We start from the raw sequence: 25,640 nt of genomic DNA, 5'->3' as shown, positions 1-25,640 counted from the left end.
ACAAAAAATATTCTATACTTGCAAATAATTCGATAATTTTTCGTATCTTTGTAGCCTAATCTAACTGATAACATAATGAAGAAGTTAATAATTCCGCTTTTATTTCTTTTCGCATCGGCTGCAAGCCCGTCATTCGGCAACGACAGGAACGACGCCTACATCTTCACATCATTCCATGAACCATCCACGGACGGCATGCGTTATCTCTACAGCTATGACGGTCTGCAATGGGACAGCATCCCGGGGGTGTTCATGCGTCCGGAAATAGGCAATACGGAGGCTTTCGTAGATGCCTTCACCGGTGAAAGTGTAATACCTACTTTCGCTCCCGATGAGCGTGTGCTCCGCGACCCTTCCATCACCCAAGGCCCTGACGGGACATTCCACCTCGTGTGGACAACACAATGGCGTGGCAGCCGAGGGTTTGGCTATGCACACTCCAAAGACCTTATCCACTGGTCAAGACAGGTAGAGATTCCTGTGATGAAAAACCATCCCACCAACAATGTGTGGGCACCTGAAGTGTTCTATGACGATGAACTGAAGGAATATTTCATTATTTGGTCGTCACAGATAGACCCAAAGAACCGCACGGCGGAGGATATGAAGGGTACAAACGGATGCCACCGCATGTGGTACTGCACGACAAAGGACTGGAAGAGCTTCTCGCCTGCCAAACCTTACTATGACCCGGGATTCAACAGCATCGACGGATTCCTGTTGAAGCGCGCCTCCAAGGACTATGTGCTCGTTGTGAAGGACAACCGCAAGCCGGGCTATTCAAACCTCTTCTGCGTCTTCAGTGATTCTCCACACGGACCTTTCCATTCGCCGACAGAAGTGTTCTCGCCGTCCTACAGCGAGGGACCGTGTGCGGTAAAGATTGGCAGTGGAAAGGGCAAGAAGCAAAAGGCTGAGTGGGTCATATACTACGACCAGTACCGTCCTGCGCAAAAGTTTGAGGCTGTATCAACCGTTGATTTCAAGACTTTCACGCCAATTCCGGAGCGCATAAAGGTGCCTGCCGACCATAAGCACGGCACGATAGTAAAGGTAAGCCGTGCCATTCTTGACAATCTCTTGAAGTATGCTGCATCTCGCTAACATATTCCTTCTCGCACTGTCGCTTTCTGTATTTTCCGCCAATGGAGTCAAGGAGAGCAATGCCACACAGCAGAAAAAGGCTGTGGGTAAGAATGTTGCGGGCACAGGGAAGCAGCAAAAGGGCAAGGCGACATACTACTCTAAACGCGCCACAGGAGCAAGGACGGCAAGCGGTGCGCGTCTGCATCACGACAGTCTGGTGTGCGCTCACAAGACTCATCCCTTTGGAACGCGCCTGAAAGTGACGAACCTGCGCAACAGCAAGTCGGTAATCGTCAAGGTCATTGACCGCGGTCCTTTCCGCCGTGGTTGTGTAATAGACCTCTCTTGGCGTGCTGCGAAAGAAATCGACATGATAAACCAGGGCGTGGCAATGGTCATGGTTTCTGTTGTCAAGGATGAAGTGCATACTCCGTACAAGCTGAAAGAGCAGACGGACAGCATAGAGTTTGACATCGAGAGCGGCGAGTTTTATGACGGGAAAGTGCCGGCATGGCAAAAGCAATAGGCATGCTGCCGGCATGGCAGCGGACTTTTCCGGCAGACAATTACATGGAACACGGATTCGGTGGTCAGGCATCCCAAGATGCCTGACCGCCGAATTCTTTTTTGCCTGTGTGCAAGGCTTTTCTTGTGAGGTGACGGCAAATGTTTTTCGGGACGTTTTCTTTGCCGGAACAAAGTGTTACCTTTTATTATATAAAGTGTCACCTTTCGCATGGTCAACCGTTACCTTTCCCACGGTAAAGTGTTACCTTCCGTAAAACGCTCCCATACAGCCTGTGTCCGGTGTTGGTAATCTGCGATGCGGTTAGGGTGGATTTTGGTTTGCATGTGTAACAGTATTAATGTGTTAGGAGGATATGCCAGCATCGAGTGATGACATGGTTGCTGCATGCCGGGACATGCCGTAACCATGTGCGGGTGATAGGGGAATGACAGGGTAATTATTGTCATTTGTACCCCATTTCGTACGCATGGTATTGACATCTGTCAAAAATAAAGTGTCGAAGTGTGATTTTTGAAAGGAAAAATGTGATGTTTGTTCCAAAAATGATTAATTTTGCACTCGGAAAATACAGACTGTACGGACATCATTCCGTCACGTCAGGAAACGCTCTTACTTCAATAGACAAACACAAGGATCAAACCTGGGTTCGGGGAATTGGGAGAGATGGCGCCATAGTGAATAATGGTACAGGATAAAGGTGAAAAGATTGTTGGCATGCCATCATCGGCAGGGGCTTGTTGCCCCATTGATGCCAATCTCCTTAAAAAATGCTAATTCTGTAGGTGCAAGTTCGTATTTTTCAGTCGAAATGATTAATTTTGCACTTATTATTTATCCAAACAAGGAATAATTAGCGTGAAAATACAGGAAGTCGTTGACGCCCTTGAACAGTTCGCGCCTCTGCCCTTGCAGGAAAGCTACGATAATGCCGGCTTGCAAGTAGGATTGACAGAAGCGGATGTCTCAGGGGCATTATTGTGTCTGGACGTCACGGAGGATGTGGTCGATGAGGCTGTCCGCCGTGGCTGTAATCTGGTTGTGTCCCACCATCCTTTGCTGTTTCGCGGACTGAAGCGCATCAGTGGCGGTGACTATGTGCAGCGTGCTGTGATGAAAGCCATAAAGAATGATGTCTGCGTGGTTTCTATGCATACAAACCTCGACAATGCCGAAGGTGGTGTGAACTACAAAATCGCCGAGCTTTTGGGGTTGCATGAGGTCACCCCTCTTGCCGAGGGCGGCAGCGGTGCAGTAGGAATGCTTGCAGAACCTGTTGAGCCGGTACGCTTCATACAGCGCGTGAAGGAACTGTTCGGAGTGGAGTGCTGCATGACGAACGCTCTTCTGGAGCGTCCGGTAAGAAAGGTCGCTGTCTGCGGAGGCGCAGGCTCTTTCCTTTTGGGGAAAGCCTTGGAGCAAGGGGCTGATGCCTTCATCACTGGCGAGATGCACTACCACGAGTTCTTCGGGGCAGAACAGCAGATACAGATTATGGTAATCGGTCATTATGAGTCCGAGCAATACACCACAGAAGTCCTGCGCAAAATCATGACAGACAAGTTCCCGGAGATAAAGACGGAAATGTACGGCAGCACAAACCCCGTGCGCTATTGGTAGGAAACGGTTAATGATTTCCAGACTGTTCGATGTCTGGAAAAACTTTCAAAATAATACAATTATCATATAATATGGCAAAGAAAGTAAAGGAAATGACTGTTGAAGAGAAGCTCAAGACTCTTTACCAGTTGCAGACAACTCTCTCAGGCATTGATGAAAAGCGTGCCCTCCGCGGCGAACTTCCTCTTGAGGTGGAGGACCTTGAGGATGAGATTGCTGGTCTGGAAACACGCATCAACAACCTTTCTGACGAAGTGGAGTCATTCCGTCAGGCTATTGTCACTAAGCGTGACGACATCGTGCGTGCGAAAGAAAGCCTTGAGCGTTACAAAGCACAGATAAACGACGTGCGCAACAATCGTGAGTATGATGTCCTGACAAAAGAGATAGAGTTCCAGAATCTGGAAATCCAGCTCTGTGAGAAGAAGATCAGGGATGCACAGGTTAAGATAGAAGAACGCACTCAGGATGGTGAGCGCGCACAGGCACAGATGGAGAGCCGTAAGGCAGACCTTGACTCCAAGCGTGCCGAACTTGATGAAATCATGGAGGAGACACGCGCCGAAGAGGAACAGCTCCGCGAAAGAGCCGAAGATCTCGAAATGCGCATAGAGCCGCGTCTCCTGCAGAGCTTCAAGCGCATCCGCAAGAATGCACGCAACGGACTCGGAGTAGTCTATGTGCAGCGTGACGCCTGCGGAGGCTGCTTCAACAAAATCCCGCCACAGCGACAGCTGGACATCAAGATGCACAAGAAAATCATCGTCTGCGAATATTGCGGCAGAATCCTTGTTGATTCTGAGCTGGCAGGTGTGAAACCTGTTGTCACTGTCGAAGACAAGCCAAAGCGCAAGCGCGCCACTCGTACAAAGACATCAGCAGAGGATTAGTCCGTTCCTGTCACTCCGGAGGAACAGGCAGCATCCCTGATGGGAAACAATGGCAGCCGTTCCTTATGACAAAACTGCCTTTATTGGTATATGAAAAGCCATATCATTACTCAAGAAATGCAGAGTGTGGTATGGCTTTTCTTCTTATTGTGCAAAGAAATGGAAATAGAGGCAATAACGTTGAACAAACGGATAAAATCTTGATACATGTCATTAAAATCGCTTTCGATTGCATATTATTCACGGTTAAAATGTGTGAATACCACTATTTTTCTGTAATTTCGCACGCAGGAATAAACAGATATGTTCCATAATTATGTTTAAGATATTAGTAAAGGTATGCGTAGCGGTGACGGTATGTTCCGGACTCACCGCTTGTTTTAAGGATGAACCGCTGAACTCTGAGTGTGACATCGAGAAGGCTTGGGTGCATTATGACGAGCCGGAACTGTGCACTTGGAATCTCAGCGACACCATCATAGAAAAGGTTTATACAGGCGAGAGCACTATCACGTTCAAGGTTAAGCCTGGGACGGACAGAAGCAGTCTCGCCCCACAGTTTGTCGTCACAGAAGGAGCAACACTCTTTCCTGAAAACGGAAGCGTGCAGAATTTCGCAAATGGTCCGGTAGCCTATACGACTACCTCACAGGACGGCAACTGGCAGCGCATTTATCATGTCTCTGTCATAGAGGAGCGCAGGACCGTCCGAGACATCATTGAGTTTGATTTTGAGCGTGTTGAAGTCTTCACGGATGAATTCACAAAGAAGCAGTACTACAAGTGGAACGATTTGAAAGAGGACGGAACAGATGCTAACAACTGGGCTTCCGCCAACGGCGGCTTCTCCATCAGCAACCCCTCAGCAAAGCTTGATGAATATCCGACAGTCCCTGTTGAGGACGGATTCGACGGTAAGGCTGTGAAACTTGAGACAAAAGCCACCGGAGCGATAGCACAGGCGATGAAGAAGCTGATGGCAGCAGGTAACCTGTTCCTCGGAAAATTCATTACAGAAAACGCCTTGAAAGACGCCTTGGGAAGCACACATTTCGGCTTGCCATTTGACAAAAAGCCTCTTAAGTTCACCGGTTACTATAAGTATAAGCCAGGACCTACGTTTATGTACGAAGATGGTCGTGTTGATGAGGGCCGTAAGGATGAGGGTGCTATATATGCAATCCTGTACAAGAACCATGACAAGGACGGTAATCCTGTAATGCTTCATGGTGATTACGCGCAGAAAAAGGAGGAATCTGAGAATATTGTTGCGAAGGCAATCCTTCCAGAAGTCCGCCCGGTAGAAGAGTGGACACGCTTTGAGGTTGATTTCGATTACTATGGGGCGGATGTCGACTATGACCTGCTTAACTCTTTTGGCTATAATCTTGCAGTGGTCTTCTCTTCCAGCAAGGATGGGGCGTACTTCCATGGAGCGATAGGCAGTACGCTATATATAGATAAGGTGAGCGTTATTTGTGAAACATCAAAACAATAATATCCAGATGATACGTAAAGCAATTACAGTGTTAATGATGGCGGCAGCAACCGCCACTGCACATGCAGAAAACCTTCTGACAGGATGGGATTATTACGCACGTCTCGGATATAACATTGGTGGTACTGCTCCTGTTGGAATACCAGCTACAATCCGCAGCATGAACAGTTATAAGTTGCAGCCAAATTTCACCCTCGGACTTGATGTCAGCAAACCTCTGAAAGGTAATTGGGGCGTGATGATAGGCTTGCATAGTGAGAACAAGGGCATGAAAGTGGACGCTACCGTAAAGAACTATCACATGGTGATGACCAAGGGTGGCGACGAAATTGAAGGCTACTATACTGGTAATCTTGTCACGGAGTGTGAGGAATGGATGCTTACCCTTCCTGTCCTGGCGACTTACAGGGTGCATAAGAATGTCATGCTGAAGGCGGGTCCATATGTATCTTATGTCTCCACGCGTGTGTTCAAGGGATATGTCTATGACGGCTATCTGCGCCGTATGGTGCCTGTCGGTGAGAAAATAGAGATGGGCAACACGGAAGAGTCACGCGGAACGTATGACTTCAGTGAGCACATGCGCCGCATACAGGTGGGCATCGATGTCGGTGCTGACTGGCAGTTCAGCCGCCGCTGGGGGGCATACGCCGACCTGCAGTGGGGACTCAACGGCATCCATAAAAGTTCTTTCAAAACGATTGAGCAGACCTTGTACCCGATATTCGGCACCTTCGGTGTGATGTACAAATTGAAATAAGACCCTATTAAAATATTAATTCACTTAAAAAGAAAATTATGAAGAAACTATTTACTCTTCTCTTTGCTGCAATGGGATTGACGGCAATGGCAGACAATACCGTTACGGTAAAGTATGATTTCGAGAACTATAAGCTTGACTCAAAAGGCAAGTATTATGAGTGGTTTGAGAAGAACGCTGACGATACCGAGAACAATCTTTGGGCTACAGGAAATGCTGGATTCGCAATGACAGCAGGGAATGCTCCAGCTGCAGATTACCCTTCTGTTGCCATTGCAGAAGGATATGATGGTGCGTGTGTGAAACTTGAAACAAAGTCCACAGGTTTCCTTGGCGGTCTTGTGAAGATGCCGATTGCAGCGGGAAACTTATTTATAGGCTCTTTTGATTCTTCTGCTGCAATGTCAAGTGCAATGAAAGCGACAAATTTTGGAAAGGTATTTGACAAAAAACCGCTTAAATTCTTCGGCTATTACAAGTACAAGGCTGGTGAGAAGGTTACAGATAAAAATGGCAAGGAGATTGCAGGCAAAGTCGATAAAGGACAGATTTATTCTGTACTCTACAAGAACAAGGATGCGCAGGGCAATGATGTTGTCCTCAATGGTACTGATGTGCTTACAAATGAGAACATTGTCGCTATTGCCGATGCAGGTGAAATCACAGACGTTGCAGAATGGACAAAGTTTGAGGTTGCGTTCGATTATAAGAAAAATGTCATTGACGAGGAAATCCTGAAAGCCGGTGGTTACAGCCTCACTGTTGTGTTCACCTCAAGCGTAGAAGGTGCATCATTCATTGGTGCGGTAGGTAGCACACTGTATGTTGACAAGGTTGAGCTTGTATGTGAGGGTGAGGAGTCTTCTGCAAAGGAATTCACAGATAAGTTGGTTGTCCAGCTTGGCGATGGTGAACCAATGGATCCTCTGTCTGCCTCTATTTTCGTTACTGACAATGGTGATGGCAAATATACTTTGACTCTTCCAAATTTCATGCTTGGAGAAGGTCCTGAAGCTATGAGCGTAGGAACAATTAATCTTGAGAATGTTGAGGGAACTGAGGAAGACGGTGTCGTTGTGCTTTCCACAAAACAGACTATCACAATCGCTCCTGGTGATGATGAAAGCATAGGGTGGATTGGTCCAGGTCTTAGTCCACTCCCTGTAACTCTCTATGCAGAGATGAAGGGTGAAAAGCTGTTTGCGAAGATTACAATTTCATGGGTATTCGATATCTTTGTAACATTCGGCGAGAAGATTTCAACCGGCATTGACTGCATCGTTCCGGGCGTGGTAGAGCAGCCAACATCAGTATACACTCTTGATGGCAAGAAGGCAGCTACTATGCAGCCGGGCAATGTCTATATCGTGCGTAAGGCTGACGGCAAGACCGTGAAGGTCATCAAGTAAGAATAAGCAGTAATTCTTTTAACAGAATAACATGTAAAGGGCAGGAATCCGCTTTTGGGATTCCTGCCCTTTTGCTGTTTCATGGTTTTTGCTTAGCAGTGGAAAATTGCGCCCAATGTTCTGTATTCACTTTGTCGCGATGTGTTTTAGAGTTCCTCTCTTCTGAGGCATCTTGCAAGGAACCGCATATTCTCTTGCAAGAGACGTTTCCCGCGAGTCTCATCTCCGGGGTAAGGTATCATTGCGTCAGCAAAGCATCCTGTGTCAATAAGCATTCGCAGATGCGCAGCCGGCATCGATTCCCGGTTAAGAATCAGTTTCACACCATCATTCTGGGCAGCCTCCTTGTCGTAATAAGGATTGTCCGGAGATTTCAATGTGTTATGGTATGTTTTCATTTCAAGGATAGAATTGTCCTCTGCAATAATCACTACGCGATTATCATTGAAAATGATGCGCTTGCCATGATTTTTGCTCATCATGTCCTCGCACATTTCCTTGTTTTTGGCAGTTGTTTTCTTGTTGTCTGCAACTCCTTGGCAAATCTCGTCATAGTGCTCTTTTGCATTGCTGTCATCGCTTTTCTTCACCATTGAGCATAATCCGTTGACATTCCAAAGACCGTTAAAATGCACCAAAGACGTGGTTAGGTAAGTGCAGTTCTTCACACTTTTTTGCTCTGTCGGGTTGATACTGTCAATCGCTATTTCCATTGTTTCGTCTTTCGGTGAAAGGACTTTGAGGGTTTCAGGCGTGATGCCGACAATCCGGTAGAGTGTAAAGTCACGGTAGTCCATGTTGCTGAGCGTTTCGAGATTCTTGTCATTTCCCGTAGCTTTGCACATTTCGCAAAGCCACTCCTTTGGTTTCAGTGCCAACGGTCCAATCGGCGTGCTTACGGCTACCATGGACATTGTTGCGTAATGCAGGAATGAGTATGGGAATGCTTGCTCAAATCTGTCATTGAGTTTTTCTTCAAATAGATTGATATATGCTTCAATACCGCCGGAATAGTAGAGCAGATATGCTTTCTCGCATAGCCACGTCAGCAATTCCTTTACGACAAAGAAATCATTGCTGCCTGCCATTTCGTAGAACTGCTCCACAAGTGGTTCGTTCATCGCTGTCTTTTCAAACTCGCTTTCAAACAAAGCGTGGATTTCCGTAGCTTGTTCTTCTATCCATGGCAGGAACGGATTTGTCAATGTAAGTTCGTTATTGGATGTCAAATAGAGCCACAAAAGGAATTTCACGTCAGGAAGATTTACTTCGTCCGGATAATATTCCGCTTCGTCAATGTCATAGAATGGAAGCCATTTGCCATACAGTTCGCGGTGCTTGTTGACAAAAGCCTGCCATAATCCAAGCCCGGAGATACAGTCCTCATAATACAATGTGAGAATCATTGCCATCTCAAAACACTCTTCGGCGGTGACTATTCTTCTACCATCATTTGTTCCAAATAAAATATAGTAGACTCTGTTCGCAATGTCCGCATATTCGGAGTCTGTGGCATAAGGCTTGCCGTCAGGACGGAAATTTATGAAATCCTTCGGAAAGATAACCTTCTTTCTCTTACCATTTTGCGCCTTGCCTTTCGCAGTCGGTTTAGTTGCAGTTTTGCGGAATGCCATGACAAGTCTTGCATTAGCTTCTTCTGTGTCAAACTTTTTCGGGTCGAAGTCCATATCCTCGATGAGCCAGTCGTATTCTTCATCGCCTTCACCTTCTGCCAATTGTTCCTTCAGCATTTCATAGCCCCACGGTCCGCCACAGTCCTCGGGAGGGCATGCTCCTTTGCCGGCGAGACACAGTGGGAACAGCAGGTTCTCGTTTCTTGTCTCTTCCAGTTCAACATCATGGTGCCAATCGTCACCGAAATCGTAAGTGTATTTCAGTTTTTTGCGCTTTTCATGGATGTAGTCCTTTATCTTTGTCTTACCGGAATCGATTATGTTTTCATTTACTCCAAGGAAATCATCTTCCTGCAGAGTGCCGATTTTGAATGTCCCGTCATATATTTTGTCCTTAAATTGGTACAAATGCGCATTCTCCCAGCCCATAACTTCTTGTATCGCCAAGTGCAACTGGTCGAATGTGTAGTCGGCAGGAATGAGTATTCTTCGCCATACCGGTGGCTTGCTTACGTTAAGCAGTTTGATTTTCAGCTGATAAGCCATCTTCTTGTTTGTGTGATTAGTGACTTGGTTGAATATTTTTCAAAGTTACAAAAAATCAATGTAATATCCAAATGAAATCTTTTTTGAATATATATTGCCGGAGAGAAATAGCATTTCAACACAATTGTAATCGTATTGAAATATGTTGTGCATAATTTTGCAGGCAAAACAAACTGAATGGACTATCATGAAGAAATCAAAGCTGCTCCTTCTGTTTCTGCTCCTCGCCAAAGGAGCTATAGCTGTCTGCAATGCGCAAGACAAGTCTTCCTATCTGCCTGAGCTTCATGGCACAATACGCGCGAAATACGAATATGCACCGCAAATCAACCGTGGACGCTCGGAAGTCAGGAACGCACGATTGAGCGTAAACGGTAAAATCATTCCGCAGATAACCTACAAAGCGGAGATAGACCTCTCTGATGAGGGCAAAATAAAGATGCTTGACGCTTATGCGCGGTTCTCACCAACGAATGCTCCGGCAAGCATAACATTGGGGCAGATGCGTGTCCCGTTCACTATCGATGCCCATCGTTCGCCCCACCAGCAGTATTTTGCCAACCGCTCGTTCATAGCCAAGCAGGTGGGCAATGTCCGCGATGTCGGTGTGGCTGCGGCATATAGCTTTGGCGAGACTGTCCCGGTGACTGTGGAGGGCGGCATATTCAACGGTTCTGGGCTGACGAACCAAAAGGATTATTGGACGAAAAGCTATAATTTCTCTGTGAAGACAACTGTAAAGTTCCTTGAACGCTTTACGGCTGTCGGCAGTGTGCAGAAGACAAGACCCGAGGATATTAATATAATAATGTGGAATGCCGGCGCATACTACCACACGCCCCACTGGCATATTGAGGCAGAATATCTCCGCAAGAACTATTCGGGAGGAGCTTTCTCAGGCGTGAATGCCATAGACGCTTTTGCATGTCGGAGGTTTCTTGTAAGGAAATATGCCAATGGCATCTCCGTGCTTGCCCGCTACGACTATATGTCCGACCATTCCGACGGCATAAAGGACGAGAACGGCTCTCTCACAGCCAACGACAAGGAACGTCACCGTCTCACGTTTGGTACGACGCTCCATTTCGGCACAAAGAAATTGTTTGCCGACCTGAGAGTGAACTATGAGAAATACTTCTACAAGCAGTCTGTCACGCCGAGCATGTCGGAGCGCGACAAGATTGTAGTGGAACTGATGTGCCGCTTCTGATTATGGTTTAAGATTTGTTGGTGAAGAAGCCCCCTAAAAGTATCATGTCTGAGTTTCGCTATTATTGGTATCATGGAAAGCGCAAACACATCTCTGATTGTGTACGCAATGTCAGGATATTTCTGTGCAGAGAACCGCTAATGCGGTTCCCAAGACAAGCCCCTTTTTTAGAGAGGCCAGTCTGACAGGCGTATCAAGGCGGCTGCAACACTAAGCCTGTTCAACACCGGGCGTGTGCGTCGTCTCGGTTATCAGGACTCGCAGATGACAACTGTTCTGGAGCGGTTGAAGCGTGCATCGGAAGCGCGTGGGAGGTATGTGGCAACGGGTGAGGTCGTGTACGAAGGTGCGGCAGGCACGCAGTCCGTGGAACAAGTGCGTGAGGCTATGAGCAAACTGACTCCTGGCACGCTCTACCTGATTATGTCGGGTGGCAAATCAGATTCCGACTATATGAGCCGTGAGGCATACATAAAGGCGACTATGTGCCTGAATATGTGGACAAGGCTGTTGGCAAGCTTTCAGAGTTTTTCGGTAAAAATCTTTAATTAGCAATGCTGAAGTTTATACAAAGATACAATAATCAAATAATATACAATATGAAGAAGACAGTATATGCCATCATCACCGCCTTGTTCACAACGGTGCTCGTAACCGTGGCGACATAGACAACCATCCGGCAATGCAGCAGGCATACAAAATGGGTAAAGGAGTATGGCGTATGAAAGATTTTGTTTTTAGAAATGACGCAAAGCTTATTCATCTTTATTCAAGATAGACTTTGCACATATTGCCGCGATGGACGTAATTTGCAGAACAGGAGTTGGACGCTTTTATAAAGTTGTCCACCTCCTGTTCTGTTTGGCTATCAGTTGGTTATGGTTGTCAAGGTTCTGCTTTCAACTGCTCGTAAGGCGGAATCTCGCGCAGGAAATGGTAAGAATTGTTTGTGTAGTCCATTTTGCAGCAGTAGTGCTTTTTTCCGTTTGAGACAATCAGATAGTCAACATGCAGCAGCAGATTGTAGGCGGAAATCTGATCAAAGACTTTCTGCGTGATTGCAATGTGCGGTGCTTTGTACTCTATAATCATGCGTGGGCGTGTGTCCGTGCCATAAAGGATGCTGTCGCAGCGTAGCTTTTTGTCGCCGCATCTCAGTTCCACTTCGTTTTGGAGCAGGGCGGAAGGGTAGCCGAGATGCTCCACGAGGAAATGCACGAAATGCTGCCTGACCCACTCCTCAGGGGTAATAATGACATATTTTCTCCTCAGGACATCGAGAATCATCGTTTTCCCGTTATCCTTTTTCACTTTGATTTCGTATTGTGGAAGGCACAAAGAATCCATTTAAAATATCTGAATTTATTTTGATGTTTGCTGGAATAACCGTAAATTTGCAAGACAAAGTCTGCTTCAGGGAGAAGGGCATTGACACACCTTCTTGCCGGATAGGAAGTGAATTTGCGAGACAAAGTTAATGTATTTATTCTTAAATTCAAAACAAAATGGCAGAAAAACGTTCCTCGGGTGCCACATTCGAGAATATAATGAAAGATATGAAAGCCGGGAAATTCTCTCCGGTCTATCTTCTTATGGGTGAAGAACCTTACTTTATTGATAAGATTTCCGATTACATATCCGACAATGCTATCAAGCCTGAGGAGCGTGACTTCAACCAGGTCACTCTTTACGGACTTGACACAACTCCGTCGCAGATTATGGATGCAGCCCATGCAGCCCCGATGATGTCCGAGCATCAGGTCATCATTGTGCGTGAAGCACAGCTCTTGAAGGGCATCGAGCAGTTGGAGAAATATTTAAAATCTCCTATTGCTTCAACAATCCTTGTTATCTGTTATAAGAAGGAATCCCCTAAGTCCTCCAAGGGTTGGATAGGGGAAGCTGAACGAAACGGTGTTCTTTTTGAAAGCAAGAAAATGCGCGATTATCAGCTTCCGGGATTCATCAATGGTTACTTGAAAACAAAAGGTGTCACCATTGAGGAAAAAGCATGCATGATGATAGCGGAGTCAATCGGGACAGACCTGAGTAGGGTAGTGACAGAGCTTGACAAACTTTTTCTTACTTTGCCAAAAGGTGAGACACGTATCGTTCCACAGTTTGTGGAGGAACAGATAGGTATAAGCAAGGATTTCAATGTCTTTGAGTTGCGTGATGCCATTGTGAAGAAGGATGTTGTGAATGCTAACCGTATTGTGAAATATTTTGACAATAATCCCAAAGCAGGAAATCTCCATTCCATAGTGCCGCAACTGTTCGGTTTCTTCCAAAATCTTATGCTTGCTTTCTATTGCCCTAACAGGCAGAACCAAGACGAACTCGCTACCTGGCTGGGGCTCAGGGGAGGGTGGGCTGCCCGTGACTATATAGCAGCCATGAAGGGGTACAATGCGATGAAGACAATGCAGATTATCCAGAAGCTCCGTACCATTGCAGCGAAGAGCAATGGCTTGGATAACCGTAGCGCATCGGAGCATGAGCTTATGCAGGAGATGATTTATTTTATTCTGCATTGATAGGCAGTTGGAGATTTTCAAATTTTCTCCAACTTTACCAAGTGTTCTATTTATCATAATGGGTAAGCGTGGATAAATTCGTTTCAGGGTGTATCGAGCCTTATTGGTATATATATAATAAGGAGTGAGTTTTCTTATTTGCCCTATCTTTTTATAGTATTATATCGTTGTGCGGATTGTAAGCCTGTGGAGGCTTGCAATCCTTTCGTTATATGGTATGGGCGTCTTGTGTGCTCCTCTGTTCTATTCTGTTGTTTTTGGGGTTATAGGCTGATTAACTATTTTTCACAGTGTATTATGCCTTAAATATGGCTGTTTTACCGTGCCAAAGCTCTATATGACCATGTCCGAAGGGTGCTTTAATGGCTGTTTTTGGTATAAATCCATAGAAAAACAGGTGTGTCCGTGGAGGAATGAAATGTGCCTTCCGCCCTTTGTTTATCGGCGTTTCATGCTGTTTTCGGTGTGTAATTCATGGCGTGTGTGCAATGAAAGCGCATAGGGACTCTGAAATTGCAAAATTTGCACGAAATGGATTGAATGTGCGGACTGGCAATTTAGCATTAAGGTTTGTTAGCATGCAGAAATACGGAAGATACAAATCCAATACACAAATCTTGATATACAAATACAAATCAATATGTAAATCCAAATAAAACCCGAACAATTTAGAAAATTAAACCAAACCGTGTGAATTTATAAATCAAAACATTCAGAAACACAAATGTATGAATATACATCAATATAAATATGTATTAACAACCTAAAATCCAATGGTTTGTGTGTGAAATACACAAAATCAAATAGTAAAATTAGGCAAAAATGAAAATAAACGACATTTGTTATTCATAATATACGTAAACCACTGTATTATAATCACTAAAAACTCAGAAAGATAATAAGATACGTTGTTTTTACTCTAAAATACGATATTATTGGCCAAAATCCATATTTACAAATATAAATTACAAAACTGTAAACTTCTAACTGTAACGTTTTAAATCTGAATATACAAATCTAAAATATACAAATAGTATAATAACATTTAAAAATGTTGTACATGTCAATTTTTATGTATAACTTTGTAAAGTCTTAAAAAGCGGCATGATTCTCCACATTTGTCACCTATGGGCGTATAGTCTCGGTGCATCGGAGGACTGACGACTATGGATTTAACAATCTGTATGTCGTCCTTTGCCGGCATACCGGTCATTGCAGGCCGACTTTCGAATTGTAAGTAAACACATTTATATCATATATGAAAGACAGAATCCGACAGCTGATGGAATCTCAGCAAATGAACCAGCAGAGTTTTGCAAATTTCATAGGAGTCTCTCCTGCCTCACTCAGCAGCATCCTTCAGGAGCGTACCCGCCCTACCCTTAACATAGTGGAGGCAATAAGGAGCAAAATGCCTAACCTGAACACTGACTGGCTGATGTGGGGCGAAGGCGAGATGTTCCAGCCGGGAAGCAATGATGCGGTCAAGGAACCTGGAAGTCTTTTTGGCGATGACCCTTTGGCCGGAACAGACTCAAAGGCTTTTGACTTTGGCGGCAGCCAGCAACCGGCACGCTCTTCGGCAGGGACGAATGCTTCGCAGCACACTTCCCGTCAGCAGCACCAGGGAGCTACATCATTTGCCGTTGATGCGAAAAATATTGATAAAGTTACACGCCGCATAACGGAGATACGTGTATTCTACGATGACCAGACATGGGAGTCGTTCGTACCAAAGAAATGATGCCTTTGCGTATTATGGTATTTTCTGTACGAGTGCCGATGTATTGCCTTGTGATGTTGTCTTTATATAGTCGCTATATGTCAAATAATTTCATACTAATACTGCTATTTTCCATTGTGGTAAGTGACTTGTCAGCCCAAGAAAAAGGTAAGGAAACTCGCTTCAGGGTGATGGCGTATAACGTGGAAAATCTCTTTGACACATGCCATGACAGTCTGAAGAATGACACGGACTACTTGCCTGAAGGGACGTACAAATGGACTCGCAGCAAGTATTGGCGGAAGTTGAATGCCGTGGCGCGCGGCATTACTCTCTCAAGCACTGAGGATAGCAAATTTGTCCTACCTGCCATTATCGGACTTTGCGAGGTGGAAAACGACAGTGTGATGCATGGATTGACACGCAGGTCATTGCTTCGCGGGGCAGGATATGAGTATGTGATGACCGATTCCCCTGACCTCCGCGGCATCGATGTGGCACTGATGTACCAGCCATCGGCTTTCCGTGTCGATACGAGTTACAGCATCCGTGTCGATACGATAGCAGGGATGCGCCCCACACGTGACATGCTTTATGTCCGTGGTGCGGCACTTTGTTCTTCCGATTCGATGCTCATGGAGTTTCCTGACGGCATCTTGCCGCTGCATGTCTTTGTGGTGCATGCGCCGAGCAGGAGAGGAGGAGAGCCGGCGACGAGGGAGTACCGCATGACTGTCGCGCGCCGTCTTATGCACAGCGTTGACTCTGTACGGTCATTGGAGCCTCGTTCCCGCATCATCATCATGGGTGATTTTAATGATTACACGTCCTCAGCCTCTCTTGCTTATCTTTCGGAGCATGGTTTCATTGATGTCACTGCAGGGGCTGGAACGCGGGAAATTGGCGGCACCTACCGCTATAAAGGTGAATGGGGCAGCCTTGACCACATCCTTGTTTCTGACGCATTACAGCCATGTTTCCGTGCCTCCCGGATAGGTGCCCATCCCGATTTACTGGAACCTGACAAGAAATATGGCGGTGTGAAGCCTCGCCGTTTCTTCCTCGGACCGGTATCGCGCAACGGTTTCAGCGACCATCTTCCGCTGATTGCCGACTTTGTTTTCTGAATTGTGTTTGTGTTTTTTGGGACTACCATGAGAAATGGGTGTGGAATAAGAAAACTCACGCCATTTTTGCCCTCCGAGAATCGTTTGCAGAAAAATTATTGTCAGAAAGTTTGAAAAATCGTAAAATTCCGCATCACCTGTAATACTTTGTTAATCAGTTTGTTGGCTTTTCTTGTAAGTTATTGTAAGCCAAAAAGCACTGCAATTCGTTACTTTTGGCACTTGCGTGGTAATGAGCTGCAGTGCTTTTTCGTATCTTTTTACTGTGCAGAAGGTTGCCTTTTGTAAGGTAAACCGTAGCTTTTCATGTGATGAAAGGCTGCGGCTGGCGTCATGAGGCATGTTTTTTTCGCTAAGAAAAGTCATTTTTTCTTATTATGATAAATAGAGCATAGGAAAACTCATGCTGTTTCTGTTTGCAGCAATTCCATGACTTTTCTTTTCATTATTGTAGAAAAGTGTGTTTTTGGAGATATGACATAAAGATATGGAAAATTTGCAAAGATATTTCTGCATGGTTATGCAACATACGAATCTTTCTTATTTTTGGTACATTGGAAAAAAAATGACCAAATCAATGATTTCATCATCAAAAAAATCACGGAAACCGTTGATAATAATAAAAAAATCATTACCTTTGCTGACAGAAATCATCCTTTGCCGCAAGAAACGGCAAAAAAACAGTAAGATGAAGTGTAAAAACTAAAAAAGGAGGTCTGCACAACAAAAGAAGATGGAACGCAAAACTGGAAAGAAGTTCAGCAAAGCTGTATTTCGGAAAGTAAAGTCTGGAAAATAAAAAATAATAACCAAAAACAGCGTCTCCATTCCACAACTTGAAATGAACAAATAACAAAATATTGAGCTTTTAGCTCTTGTTCTCATCCTTTGAATACCGCCAATATTCTACATCCGAGGACAAGCAGACTGAAGGTTCACGCTGCTAAGGCGTGGACCATTCTGTGCTTGTTGGATGTAAGGTCACTTGGCGGTAACCTAAAGGATAGCAAGTCTAAGAATGGTTTACGCCTTTTTCACATCCAACACATTATGAAAAAAATCATTTCAATCCTCCTGTTCGCTTGCATGGCGATAGGAATGTCAGCGCAAGAAGCGCAGGAACATCTCAAGTTCAAGGGTATCCCGATTGACGGGACTGTAAGCGAATTTGTCGCAAAGCTGAAGCAAAAGGGCTGCACGTATGTTGACAGCCATGAAGGAAATGTATCAATGAAAGGTGATTTCGCCACAGAAAAGAACTGTACAATAGTTGTTGCTGCTCCAAAAGCAAACTGCCCGTTGGAGCGTGTATTGGTTATATGTCCTGACAAAGATACATGGGGGACATTGTATAATAATTATGCACGGTTGAAAGACATGCTTACTGCCAAATATGGCGAGCCGGCTTTCTGTGAGGAAAAATTTCAGGGGAATTTACAGCCTGATGATGATTCCAGCAAGATGCATGATGTTAAGATGGACAGGTGCAAATATCTCAGTGTCTTCGATACGGTAAATGGGAGCATCGAGCTAAATATATCTCATAATGGCAGGTATTCTTGTTTTGTACGACTCCTTTATGTTGATGCTGCTAACAGTAATGCCTCTGACTCAAAAGCGATGGACGACATCTGATAATCTTTAACCTAATTCACCTTGACTATGAGAAATATACTCATCGCAATAGTGGCGATAATCCTGTTTGCCGCTTGTGTCCCCTCTCCAGAGGATAAGGCTAATGCCATGATAAAGGAAAGTTTGACAAATACATTGTTCTTCCCTGAGTCGTACAAGCCTGTCAGCACGACTATTGATAGTGCATTTGCGCCGTATGATGATCCTGTATTTTATGAAAGGACTCTGCGCATTAGCAAACTTATTTTTACATTAGTAAACTACGAAAAGAAAATAAAAGATGCAAAAAGGGATATCGCGATGTACAAAGACTTTCTGAGAATCAGCTTCAGTAATGCTGACCAAGAGAAGTTGAATCAGGCTACCGAAGAATACCAGGAATACGTATCGGAGAAAGAAAGAGTACTGCAAAAAGTCCAAGAATTGTTTTCTGAGCTCAAAAAAGAAGTAGAGAAGAAGCCGCAGTTCATAGGTTTCAAAGCTTTCCACAATTACAATGCCAAAAACAATGCTGGGCAAATGGTGGGTGGCGAAGCACTGTTTGTGTTTGATAAGGACATGAAACAAGTAATGGGAGAGTACGATACTGGTACTGATGAATATAAGGCAGTAATGTTGATCTATCAACGTCTGCGCGGAGAAGAAACTTTTGAAGAATCCTTCGATTTGTAAATCATGTAGTGTACATTTTTATATTATGCGCCAGCACGCAAAAGACGATTTGTAAAAATACCTATTGAATATGAATGAGAATAAAGAAACAATTCCTACACTTGATTTCGTGGCAGCCTTGAAGCTGTCGACGAGCAGGGTGGCGCAGTTTGACGGGCGGGCACGCCGTTCCGAGTATTGGTGGACGATGCTTGTTGTGTGGATTGCCGGCTTTGTCCTCACGCCGGTTGTCGGCTTTGTGCTCAGTGTGCTGACAATCCCTTTGGTGTTCCGCAGGCTTCATGACATCGGCAAGAGCGGATGGTGGTGGGGTGCGGGGGCAATGCTGAAGGCAGGCTTGGTCATGTCCGTCATTTATGACATTGCCGCGATGTCCATAAGCACTGCCAGCCATGACTTCGGTGGTTATGGTGTGGGCTTGGTTTTCGCTGTCATCACGAAATACGTTGTATGGAACTTGCTGATAGTCGCCTACGAGCTGCTTATGCTTTTCTTCATGTGCAAGGACGGTGACCCGTATGAGAACGAGTATGGGGGCTCGCCGAAATATGTCATGGATGATGGCGGTGATGATTCGGGAATGTAGGTTGTCCTTCCCATGTTACGGAAAAAGGGCTGCACCATGAAAGGATGGTGCAGCCCTTTTAGCCTTTTTGCAGATGTGGCGCTTAAGCCTGGCTGATTGCCTCGTTAGGACAAACATCAGCACATGAACCACAGTCCACACACTTCTCCGGGTCAATTGAATAGATATCGCCCTCAGAGATAGCTTCCTGTGGGCACTCGCTGATACATGTACCGCAAGCGATGCAGTCGTTGCTAATTACGTATGCCATGATTTTGTTAAATTTAAGTTTATTAATGATATTGTTTGTATTCTTTGTACTGACTTTTCAGTACTGCAAAATTACAGAGAATTATTGAAATACCTAATAATGGGGATGTGAATCTTTCCTTTTTTAATTAGATTTAACAATTTCTTTCGCTTCCATAGGTTATAATCCGCAGCCTTTCTGTCATGCTGTGAGGCATGAGCTGTGGTCAAAGTGATGATATGAGATATTTTGCGAGGAAGAACAGTGGTGGCACAAGCAATGCCGGAAGCATCTGCAGAGTATGGCAGTTGCGCAGCTTCAGGAGGTCAATGCCTGAGGCTGTGATGAGTATTCCTCCGATGATGTTAAGCTCTGTCATCAGCTCCGGAGATATTGCCGATGCCGACATCTTTGCCATACAGTAGAACATGCCCTGCCACAGGAATAGTATCGGCGCAGCCCACATCATGCCTATGCCGTAAGTGGCGGCAAGGACGGCGCTTGATACAAGGTCGAGGGTGGCGTTTGTGAACAAATATGTGTGGTCCTCTTGCAGTGCTTCCATGACCGGGCCGAGCATGGAGAATGTGCCGATGCAGTAGAGCAGGCACCCCGTTGTCAGTCCGTCGGCAAGGGAAGGGCGGTTGCCTTTGTCTTCTCCTGTGCCTTTTTTCTTTCCGATTTCTTTCAGACGTTCCAGTCTTGTTGCCACGCCGATGATGCTGCCTATTGCCATGGCGATGATGAACAGTACAGGATATTCGCTCTTCGGCAGATTATGCACAAAGGCGTTTGTACCCAGCAGCACTGCGCACATCCCAAGTGCCGTGAACAGAACTTCTTGGTATTTCTCACCGATGCCTCTTTTCAACAGGCTTCCTATCGCTGTGCCGGCAATTATGCACACGACATTCATTATTGTTCCAATCATTGTTGAAATGTGTTTTATGTTTTTTTTTACGGTGTGCAAAGGTACTAAAAAATAAGTAAAAAGCCCATACAAGGCATGAAAAATCTCTTTTTCCGTACAGTTGTCCAAAGGTTTAGGGCTTTTTCTCTTTTTTGTTTGGAATGTTTGGTGGAATAGAATGTTTTTTGTAGCTTTGCAGGCGTTTTTGGTATAACAGTCACAACAGAATGAAGAAAATCCATGTAAAAGATGTCGGGGAAACAGTGTTTCCGGTCTTGTTCGCCATAAGTTTCGCCCATTTCCTGAACGATATGATGCAGTCCATCGTGCCCTCGATCTATCCGATGCTGAAGGACAAGTACGGTCTTACGTTCGGTCAGATTGGTCTGATGACACTCGTGTTTCAGATGACCTCGTCGCTCCTGCAGCCGCTTGTGGGGCTTTATTCCGACAAGCACCCTCATCCGTATTCGCTGTCTACGGGCATGATGTTCACGTTCACCGGCATTGTCCTGCTGTCCTTTGCCGAAAGCTTTGGCACAATCGTACTTGCGGTGGCGGTGATAGGCATGGGTTCGTCCATATTCCACCCGGAATCGTCACGCATTGCGCAGATGGCGGGCGGTCAGAGGCGAGGTCTTGCGCAGTCCATCTTCCAGGTGGGAGGCAACGGCGGCAGTGCCATAGGTCCGTTGCTTGCCGCAATCATCATCCTTCCTTTGGGGCAGCGGTCGATAGTTTGGTTTGCCATTGCGGCACTTGTCGCAGGCTCTACGTTGTTCCCTGTCGGCAGTTGGTACAAGCGACAGCTTCACAGGATAAAGGCGAAAGCCATTGTCCCCAATCCCGCTGTGCAGGCATTGTCCCGCCGCCGAGTGCATATGGCGCTGCTGATACTGTGCGTCCTGACCTTCTCGAAGTACTTCTACATGGCGAGTATGACAAGCTATTTCACGTTTTTCCTCATCGACAAGTTCGGTGTTAGCATACAGACATCCCAGCTATGCCTGTTCGCTTTCCTTGCATCTGTGGCAATCGGCACACTTGTCGGTGGCAGCATAGGCGACAGATATGGGCGAAAGTATGTGATATGGGGCTCTATCCTCGGCGCTGCTCCTTTCACTCTTGCCCTGCCTTATGTGGGATTCACGGCGACGGTTGTGCTTGCCATAATCATTGGTCTTGTCATCTCGTCCGCCTTTTCCGCCATACTTGTCTACGCCACCGAACTGAAACCTGACAAGATAGGCATGATGGCAGGACTGTTCTTTGGGCTTAATTTCGGTCTTGGTGGCATAGGTTCAGCCTTTTTCGGTTGGCTTGCCGACAGGACAAGCGTGGAGTTTATTTTCCAAGTGAGCACATTGCTGCCGCTGCTGGGAGTCGTGGCAGGGCTGCTGCCTGACATAGAGCGCAAGCGGAAAGGATAGAAATCCAACGATTCAGGGCTGACATTCCAAACGAGAATGTCAGCCCTGAATCGTATTTGTCATGATGTCTTCATGGTTTCTCATGATGTGACATGATAAGACATGATGCATCATGAGAAAGCATAATTAACCCCAAAAAACAACCATCAACTCCTTTACCTTTCAATGATCCTGCCGCCGGTGGCATGGAGACGGAAATGCACATCCCACTCTTCAGGCCAGCAAGGAAGCTCCATCACCGTGCCGTCAGGCTTCTCCTGCAGCAGCATCTCCTGCAAACCAATCATCGCACTGCCACCACGGTTGAGGTCGGGAGCCCAGTCGAACCCTTGTTCCCAGAACGCCGGGAAACGGTAAGGACCATCGGCAAACTTCTCTTTCAGCAGGCGCACGGCGTCCTCTTTCTGCCCGAGACACGCCGCCCAGATATTATCCTGCTTCCAACCTCTGGAGGAACGCATCTTCAAGGCATAATCATCATACAGGTATGTGTTCACAGCAACGTCCAAATCCTCCCTGCCCAAGCCATAAATGCGCCATGGGAACACAGGATAAAGCTGAGGCGTCTCCACATTGTTGATGCGCATCCACGCCTCCGCAGGTGCTATGCAACGCTTTCCGTCGATATAACGGACAGGAATCTCCGGTATGCGGTTGGTGATTGCCGTGTCAAGTCCGAACGCTGCAAGGCCTCCATGGTGCTCGTTGATTGTCTCGATGACGGCCTTCAACGCTGCCACCACACTGCTCGGGTTGTACGCCATCTTGTACGTCTCGCAACCGGAAGAAGGGTAGAGCACCAGCTTTCCGTCCTCCGTGAGTTCCGTTGCGCCACGCTTCTTGGCACGATAACGGTAATGCTCGTCAAAGAAACGGATGCTCTCGGCTATCAGCGGACGGTATTTCTCAATGTCCATGCCGGCATATTCCTTAGCCAGAAGAATCATTTGGCAGAACTCCAGGACAGTGTCATACTGGTATTCCAGCCACTTGTTCTTCATCCAGCCCGGATCCTGCCCCTCCTTGTGCTTGCCATATTCGGCAGGGTTCGGCAAACCGAAATTCTCTATCTGCTCCTCAAAGCATGCTCCGCCGTGCCCCCAATAGTGGCGTGTGCGCACCATTGCGCCGTCAAGCATGCGGAGATACGTGTCAAACTGCGACCTCATCATGTCCGTATCGCCCGATTTCAGCATAGGCCAATAGACCAGACGCTGATTCTGTGCCGTCATCGTGCCACCTCCCCAACAGCGGTAGTCAGGAGTGAACGTGCGGTTCTTGTCGACATGGACAGGGTCAAAGGTGAACAATCCGCCGTTGAACTTTGAGGGCCACTCACCGTAGGCGTTGCAGCCAAGCATGTACCTGAACAGCTCGTAGTTGCGGAGTATGTGCGCTGCCTCGGCATTCGTGCTTGTTATGTACGACCGCTGCCAGTAGTTGTGCCACCAAGCGGCAGACTTCTTACGGCTTTCCTTAGCCGCCCGGGCGGGAGAGGCATATTTTCCGAGGAATAGTTTAGGATAGTTCAAAGCACCCTTGTTGTACAACAGTTCGACAGCGACCGTGGTCTGCTTGAAAGGCTTTGACACGAAGTTCCATGCACGGTAGTCTGTAGAAGTATAAACGCCCTCCGATGTGCCGGCGAAAGTGAAGTCCGGGCAAGTCATCCTGCCACCGAACGACAGGTCGCCGATAGGGTCGGGTATCTCGCTCTTCACCGCTTCAAGCTGCTCAAAAGCGACAGTGAAGTCGTAGACTGTCGCCTTTCTGTTGCGATGCTCGAAGGTTATGGCATGCTGCCGGGGGCGTATGGAGTCGGCAAAAGTGGCATGCTCACCCTTTGTCAGCCATTTGTAGGAGAACTGCTGTGACGCATCTTTCGGCACAAGGCGGTCATGGTGACGCCATGATTCATAGCTCAGGGTTGCCTTCACCGGCTTTGCAGACTTTATGTCGGCAAAGATGACAGGTGAACCGGTGTCAGCCCACAGACGGATGGTCACTCCTCCACCTTTTATATATACAGCCCCCTCGTTAAGCACAAGCGTCTGTGAGAAATCGTTGGCAAAGATTTCCTTGGCATTGTCCATACGAAGACGCAGCCTGCCGGCTTTCAGGAGTGTGTTGTTCTCGTCAAAAAAGCCGCTGCGCGACATATAGACAAGCACATCGCCGTTCTCCACCCACACATTCATGCCTATGTCTCCGCCACCGCATGGCATCGACTCTGAGGAATTCTTGCTCTGTGTCGTCCATGTGTAGGGTTGCGGAACATAGTCCGCAAAACAGGTTACGGCACAAAGCGCAAGAAAGCATAAATTAAAGATTCTTTTCATTTTTCAGTTAGTTATTGTTATTGTTAAGTTTTTTATTTTCAGTGTTGTCTGTCCTGTCAGTATTGATCAAATTGTCAGTACTGACCCAATTTCCAGCGAATCAATCACCCCGTCCGCAGCTCAATTCTGAACGTAGTGCCAACACCAACCTCGGAGTGTTTCACATAAATCTGCCCATTGTGGTACTCCTCGACAATGCGCTTGGCAAGCGAAAGCCCGAGTCCCCAGCCACGCTTCTTTGTCGTGAAACCGGGGCGGAAGACATCCCTGATGTCCTTCTTCCTTATCCCCTTGCCAGTGTCCGACACCTCGATGACGGCTTTTTGCCCTGCTTTCTCCATGCGGATGGTTATCGTTCCGCTGCCCTCCATGGCGTCGACAGCATTCTTGCAGAGGTTCTCAATCACCCACTCAAAGAGGGACTGGTTGAGCTTCACCACAATGTCCTCCTCAGGAAAGTCCCTCACCATGACCACCTTGCGCGATGTCCTGCGCTCCATGTACGAGATGACATGCTCCATGACCTCCTTCAGCGAAGAGTCCACAGGCTCCGGCAAAGAACCTATCTTTGAGAATCTGTCGGCTATGAGCTGCAGACGCTTCACGTCCTTGTCCATCTCCGGTATCAGAGTGTCGTCAGGATACGACTCCTTAAGTATCTCCACCCACGCCATAAGCGACGAAATCGGAGTGCCAAGCTGGTGGGCTGTCTCCTTTGAAAGTCCCACCCACACCTTGTTCTGCTCTGCCTTCTTTGAGGTCAGAAGGGCAAAAATGGCTATCACCACAAACAGCAGCACAACGCCGAGCTGCACATAAGGGTAGGTGGAAAGACGCTTTATCATCACCGAATCGTCATAGCAAACTTCCAGATAGTCCCCACTGTCAAGGTCGATGCGTATCACCTGCCCCGCCTGCTTCCAACGCTTGGCAAGAGCCCTCAGGCTTGCCGAGTCGTCACAATCCGTGTTCCTCGAAGTCTGCACCTCCCCCTTGGCGTCCACCACAATGACCGGAATCGTGTTGTTCCCGTCAATGACCTGCAGTACAAGGTTAAGGTCGGTCTCCTCGTCGGCATTGTTCAGTGAGCGCATCGCCTCCGCCCACACCTCCATCTTCTTCTGCTCCTCCATGGCAAGGTCGCGGACAAGGAAATGTGAGACCACCAGCGATGCTCCTGCAATGAGCACCGCCATAGCGACAAGCACTATCTTAACCTGACGTATCTGATTGAACAACACCATTCTTCTGCAAAGTTAACATTAAGTTCCCA

The 25,640-nt window shown here is 46.6% G+C and carries 22 protein-coding genes; 16 read left to right on the top strand and 6 right to left on the bottom strand.

Annotation, left to right across the window (positions count from 1 at the left end; genetic code table 11):
* Positions 1-75 precede the first annotated feature (75 nt).
* The 7 genes from E5358_RS01460 (at position 76) to E5358_RS01430 (ending at position 7,789) form a co-directional block, all read left to right on the top strand.
* Positions 76-1,104, top strand: coding sequence for a glycoside hydrolase family 43 protein (locus E5358_RS01460; protein WP_135938597.1), 1,029 nt, complete (start codon positions 76-78; stop codon positions 1,102-1,104).
* On the top strand, positions 1,088-1,612 hold the full coding sequence (locus E5358_RS15480; RefSeq protein ID WP_135938596.1) for a septal ring lytic transglycosylase RlpA family protein: 525 nt from the start codon (positions 1,088-1,090) through the stop codon (positions 1,610-1,612). Before E5358_RS01460 ends, E5358_RS15480 begins: the two co-directional genes overlap by 17 nt.
* Before the next feature lie 858 nt (positions 1,613-2,470).
* On the top strand, positions 2,471-3,232 hold the full coding sequence (locus E5358_RS01450) for a Nif3-like dinuclear metal center hexameric protein (protein WP_135938595.1): 762 nt from the start codon (positions 2,471-2,473) through the stop codon (positions 3,230-3,232).
* Positions 3,233-3,303: 71 nt separating this feature from the next.
* The gene (locus E5358_RS01445) at positions 3,304-4,122 is read left to right on the top strand and encodes a zinc ribbon domain-containing protein (protein WP_135938594.1); all 819 of its coding nucleotides are present in this window, start codon (positions 3,304-3,306) and stop codon (positions 4,120-4,122) included.
* Positions 4,123-4,438: 316 nt separating this feature from the next.
* Entirely contained in the window at positions 4,439-5,620 is a 1,182-nt protein-coding gene (locus E5358_RS01440) for a PCMD domain-containing protein (protein WP_135938593.1), read from the top strand.
* Positions 5,621-5,627: 7 nt separating this feature from the next.
* Entirely contained in the window at positions 5,628-6,380 is a 753-nt protein-coding gene (locus E5358_RS01435; RefSeq protein ID WP_277821119.1) for a porin family protein, read from the top strand.
* Positions 6,381-6,418: 38 nt separating this feature from the next.
* Complete coding sequence (locus E5358_RS01430; RefSeq protein ID WP_135938592.1) at positions 6,419-7,789, top strand: PCMD domain-containing protein; 1,371 nt, start codon at positions 6,419-6,421, stop codon at positions 7,787-7,789.
* Positions 7,790-7,935: 146 nt separating this feature from the next.
* Here E5358_RS01430 and E5358_RS15000 read toward each other — a convergent pair whose 3' ends face one another.
* The gene (locus E5358_RS15000) at positions 7,936-9,969 is read right to left on the bottom strand and encodes a DUF3843 family protein (protein WP_168354558.1); all 2,034 of its coding nucleotides are present in this window, start codon (positions 9,967-9,969) and stop codon (positions 7,936-7,938) included.
* A gap of 187 nt (positions 9,970-10,156) precedes the next feature.
* Between E5358_RS15000 and E5358_RS01420 the strand changes: the two genes are divergently transcribed.
* Complete coding sequence (locus tag E5358_RS01420) at positions 10,157-11,179, top strand: porin (protein WP_135938591.1); 1,023 nt, start codon at positions 10,157-10,159, stop codon at positions 11,177-11,179.
* A 234-nt stretch (positions 11,180-11,413) separates the two neighbouring features.
* A complete protein-coding gene (locus E5358_RS01415; RefSeq protein WP_135938590.1) occupies positions 11,414-11,731 on the top strand; it encodes a hypothetical protein in 318 nt (105 codons plus the stop codon).
* Between the two features lie 333 nt (positions 11,732-12,064).
* Here E5358_RS01415 and E5358_RS01410 read toward each other — a convergent pair whose 3' ends face one another.
* Complete coding sequence (locus E5358_RS01410; RefSeq protein WP_135938589.1) at positions 12,065-12,526, bottom strand: type I restriction enzyme HsdR N-terminal domain-containing protein; 462 nt, start codon at positions 12,524-12,526, stop codon at positions 12,065-12,067.
* A gap of 158 nt (positions 12,527-12,684) precedes the next feature.
* On the opposite strand from E5358_RS01410, the gene holA reads away from it, so the two are divergent.
* From holA to E5358_RS01380, 6 genes are all read left to right on the top strand, one after another.
* Positions 12,685-13,716 carry a DNA polymerase III subunit delta gene (holA, locus tag E5358_RS01405; protein ID WP_135938588.1) on the top strand — a complete coding sequence of 344 codons (1,032 nt, stop codon included), beginning with the start codon at positions 12,685-12,687 and terminating at the stop codon, positions 13,714-13,716.
* A 1,258-nt stretch (positions 13,717-14,974) separates the two neighbouring features.
* Positions 14,975-15,460 (top strand): helix-turn-helix domain-containing protein, encoded by a 486-nt coding sequence (locus E5358_RS01400; RefSeq protein ID WP_135938587.1) that lies wholly within the window; start codon positions 14,975-14,977, stop codon positions 15,458-15,460.
* Between the two features lie 77 nt (positions 15,461-15,537).
* Positions 15,538-16,566: an endonuclease/exonuclease/phosphatase family protein gene (locus tag E5358_RS01395; protein ID WP_168354557.1), complete on the top strand. Its 1,029-nt coding sequence runs from the start codon at positions 15,538-15,540 to the stop codon at positions 16,564-16,566.
* 1,050 nt (positions 16,567-17,616) lie between these two features.
* Entirely contained in the window at positions 17,617-18,201 is a 585-nt protein-coding gene (locus tag E5358_RS01390; protein WP_135938586.1) for a hypothetical protein, read from the top strand.
* A gap of 27 nt (positions 18,202-18,228) precedes the next feature.
* Entirely contained in the window at positions 18,229-18,873 is a 645-nt protein-coding gene (locus E5358_RS01385) for a hypothetical protein (protein WP_135938585.1), read from the top strand.
* 70 nt (positions 18,874-18,943) lie between these two features.
* Positions 18,944-19,459, top strand: a complete 516-nt coding sequence (locus E5358_RS01380) for a DUF805 domain-containing protein (RefSeq protein WP_135938584.1) — start codon at positions 18,944-18,946, stop codon at positions 19,457-19,459.
* Positions 19,460-19,541: 82 nt separating this feature from the next.
* Here the strand turns inward: E5358_RS01380 and E5358_RS01375 are convergent, their stop codons facing one another.
* Positions 19,542-19,709: a DUF362 domain-containing protein gene (locus E5358_RS01375; RefSeq protein ID WP_135938583.1), complete on the bottom strand. Its 168-nt coding sequence runs from the start codon at positions 19,707-19,709 to the stop codon at positions 19,542-19,544.
* Positions 19,710-19,914: 205 nt separating this feature from the next.
* Positions 19,915-20,619 (bottom strand): DUF554 domain-containing protein, encoded by a 705-nt coding sequence (locus E5358_RS01370; RefSeq protein ID WP_135938582.1) that lies wholly within the window; start codon positions 20,617-20,619, stop codon positions 19,915-19,917.
* A gap of 206 nt (positions 20,620-20,825) precedes the next feature.
* Between E5358_RS01370 and E5358_RS01365 the strand changes: the two genes are divergently transcribed.
* Complete coding sequence (locus E5358_RS01365) at positions 20,826-22,028, top strand: MFS transporter (RefSeq protein WP_135938581.1); 1,203 nt, start codon at positions 20,826-20,828, stop codon at positions 22,026-22,028.
* A gap of 155 nt (positions 22,029-22,183) precedes the next feature.
* On the opposite strand, the gene E5358_RS01360 is transcribed toward E5358_RS01365, so the two are convergent.
* A complete protein-coding gene (locus E5358_RS01360; protein ID WP_135938580.1) occupies positions 22,184-24,367 on the bottom strand; it encodes a DUF5703 domain-containing protein in 2,184 nt (727 codons plus the stop codon).
* 104 nt (positions 24,368-24,471) lie between these two features.
* The gene (locus tag E5358_RS01355) at positions 24,472-25,611 is read right to left on the bottom strand and encodes a sensor histidine kinase (RefSeq protein WP_135938579.1); all 1,140 of its coding nucleotides are present in this window, start codon (positions 25,609-25,611) and stop codon (positions 24,472-24,474) included.
* Positions 25,612-25,640 lie beyond the last annotated feature (29 nt).

The organism is Palleniella muris (genome assembly GCF_004792655.1).
Lineage (GTDB): Bacteria > Bacteroidota > Bacteroidia > Bacteroidales > Bacteroidaceae > Prevotella > Prevotella muris_A.
This window is presented reverse-complemented; position numbering and strand designations above follow the sequence as displayed.

What these genes read in the sequence shown, in the direction of transcription:
- E5358_RS01460 (WP_135938597.1), top strand. Translation starts at nt 76, where the DNA reads ATGAAGAAGTTAATAATTCCGCTTTTATTTCTTTTCGCATCGGCTGCA.
- E5358_RS15480 (WP_135938596.1), top strand. Translation starts at nt 1,088, where the DNA reads ATGCTGCATCTCGCTAACATATTCCTTCTCGCACTGTCGCTTTCTGTA.
- E5358_RS01445 (WP_135938594.1), top strand. Translation starts at nt 3,304, where the DNA reads ATGGCAAAGAAAGTAAAGGAAATGACTGTTGAAGAGAAGCTCAAGACT.
- E5358_RS01440 (WP_135938593.1), top strand. Translation starts at nt 4,439, where the DNA reads ATGTTTAAGATATTAGTAAAGGTATGCGTAGCGGTGACGGTATGTTCC.
- E5358_RS01435 (WP_277821119.1), top strand. Translation starts at nt 5,628, where the DNA reads ATGATACGTAAAGCAATTACAGTGTTAATGATGGCGGCAGCAACCGCC.
- E5358_RS01430 (WP_135938592.1), top strand. Translation starts at nt 6,419, where the DNA reads ATGAAGAAACTATTTACTCTTCTCTTTGCTGCAATGGGATTGACGGCA.
- E5358_RS15000 (WP_168354558.1), bottom strand. Translation starts at nt 9,969, where the DNA reads ATGGCTTATCAGCTGAAAATCAAACTGCTTAACGTAAGCAAGCCACCG.
- E5358_RS01420 (WP_135938591.1), top strand. Translation starts at nt 10,157, where the DNA reads ATGAAGAAATCAAAGCTGCTCCTTCTGTTTCTGCTCCTCGCCAAAGGA.
- E5358_RS01410 (WP_135938589.1), bottom strand. Translation starts at nt 12,526, where the DNA reads ATGGATTCTTTGTGCCTTCCACAATACGAAATCAAAGTGAAAAAGGAT.
- holA (WP_135938588.1), top strand. Translation starts at nt 12,685, where the DNA reads ATGGCAGAAAAACGTTCCTCGGGTGCCACATTCGAGAATATAATGAAA.
- E5358_RS01400 (WP_135938587.1), top strand. Translation starts at nt 14,975, where the DNA reads ATGAAAGACAGAATCCGACAGCTGATGGAATCTCAGCAAATGAACCAG.
- E5358_RS01395 (WP_168354557.1), top strand. Translation starts at nt 15,538, where the DNA reads ATGTCAAATAATTTCATACTAATACTGCTATTTTCCATTGTGGTAAGT.
- E5358_RS01390 (WP_135938586.1), top strand. Translation starts at nt 17,617, where the DNA reads ATGAAAAAAATCATTTCAATCCTCCTGTTCGCTTGCATGGCGATAGGA.
- E5358_RS01385 (WP_135938585.1), top strand. Translation starts at nt 18,229, where the DNA reads ATGAGAAATATACTCATCGCAATAGTGGCGATAATCCTGTTTGCCGCT.
- E5358_RS01380 (WP_135938584.1), top strand. Translation starts at nt 18,944, where the DNA reads ATGAATGAGAATAAAGAAACAATTCCTACACTTGATTTCGTGGCAGCC.
- E5358_RS01375 (WP_135938583.1), bottom strand. Translation starts at nt 19,709, where the DNA reads ATGGCATACGTAATTAGCAACGACTGCATCGCTTGCGGTACATGTATC.
- E5358_RS01370 (WP_135938582.1), bottom strand. Translation starts at nt 20,619, where the DNA reads ATGATTGGAACAATAATGAATGTCGTGTGCATAATTGCCGGCACAGCG.
- E5358_RS01365 (WP_135938581.1), top strand. Translation starts at nt 20,826, where the DNA reads ATGAAGAAAATCCATGTAAAAGATGTCGGGGAAACAGTGTTTCCGGTC.
- E5358_RS01360 (WP_135938580.1), bottom strand. Translation starts at nt 24,367, where the DNA reads ATGAAAAGAATCTTTAATTTATGCTTTCTTGCGCTTTGTGCCGTAACC.
- E5358_RS01355 (WP_135938579.1), bottom strand. Translation starts at nt 25,611, where the DNA reads ATGGTGTTGTTCAATCAGATACGTCAGGTTAAGATAGTGCTTGTCGCT.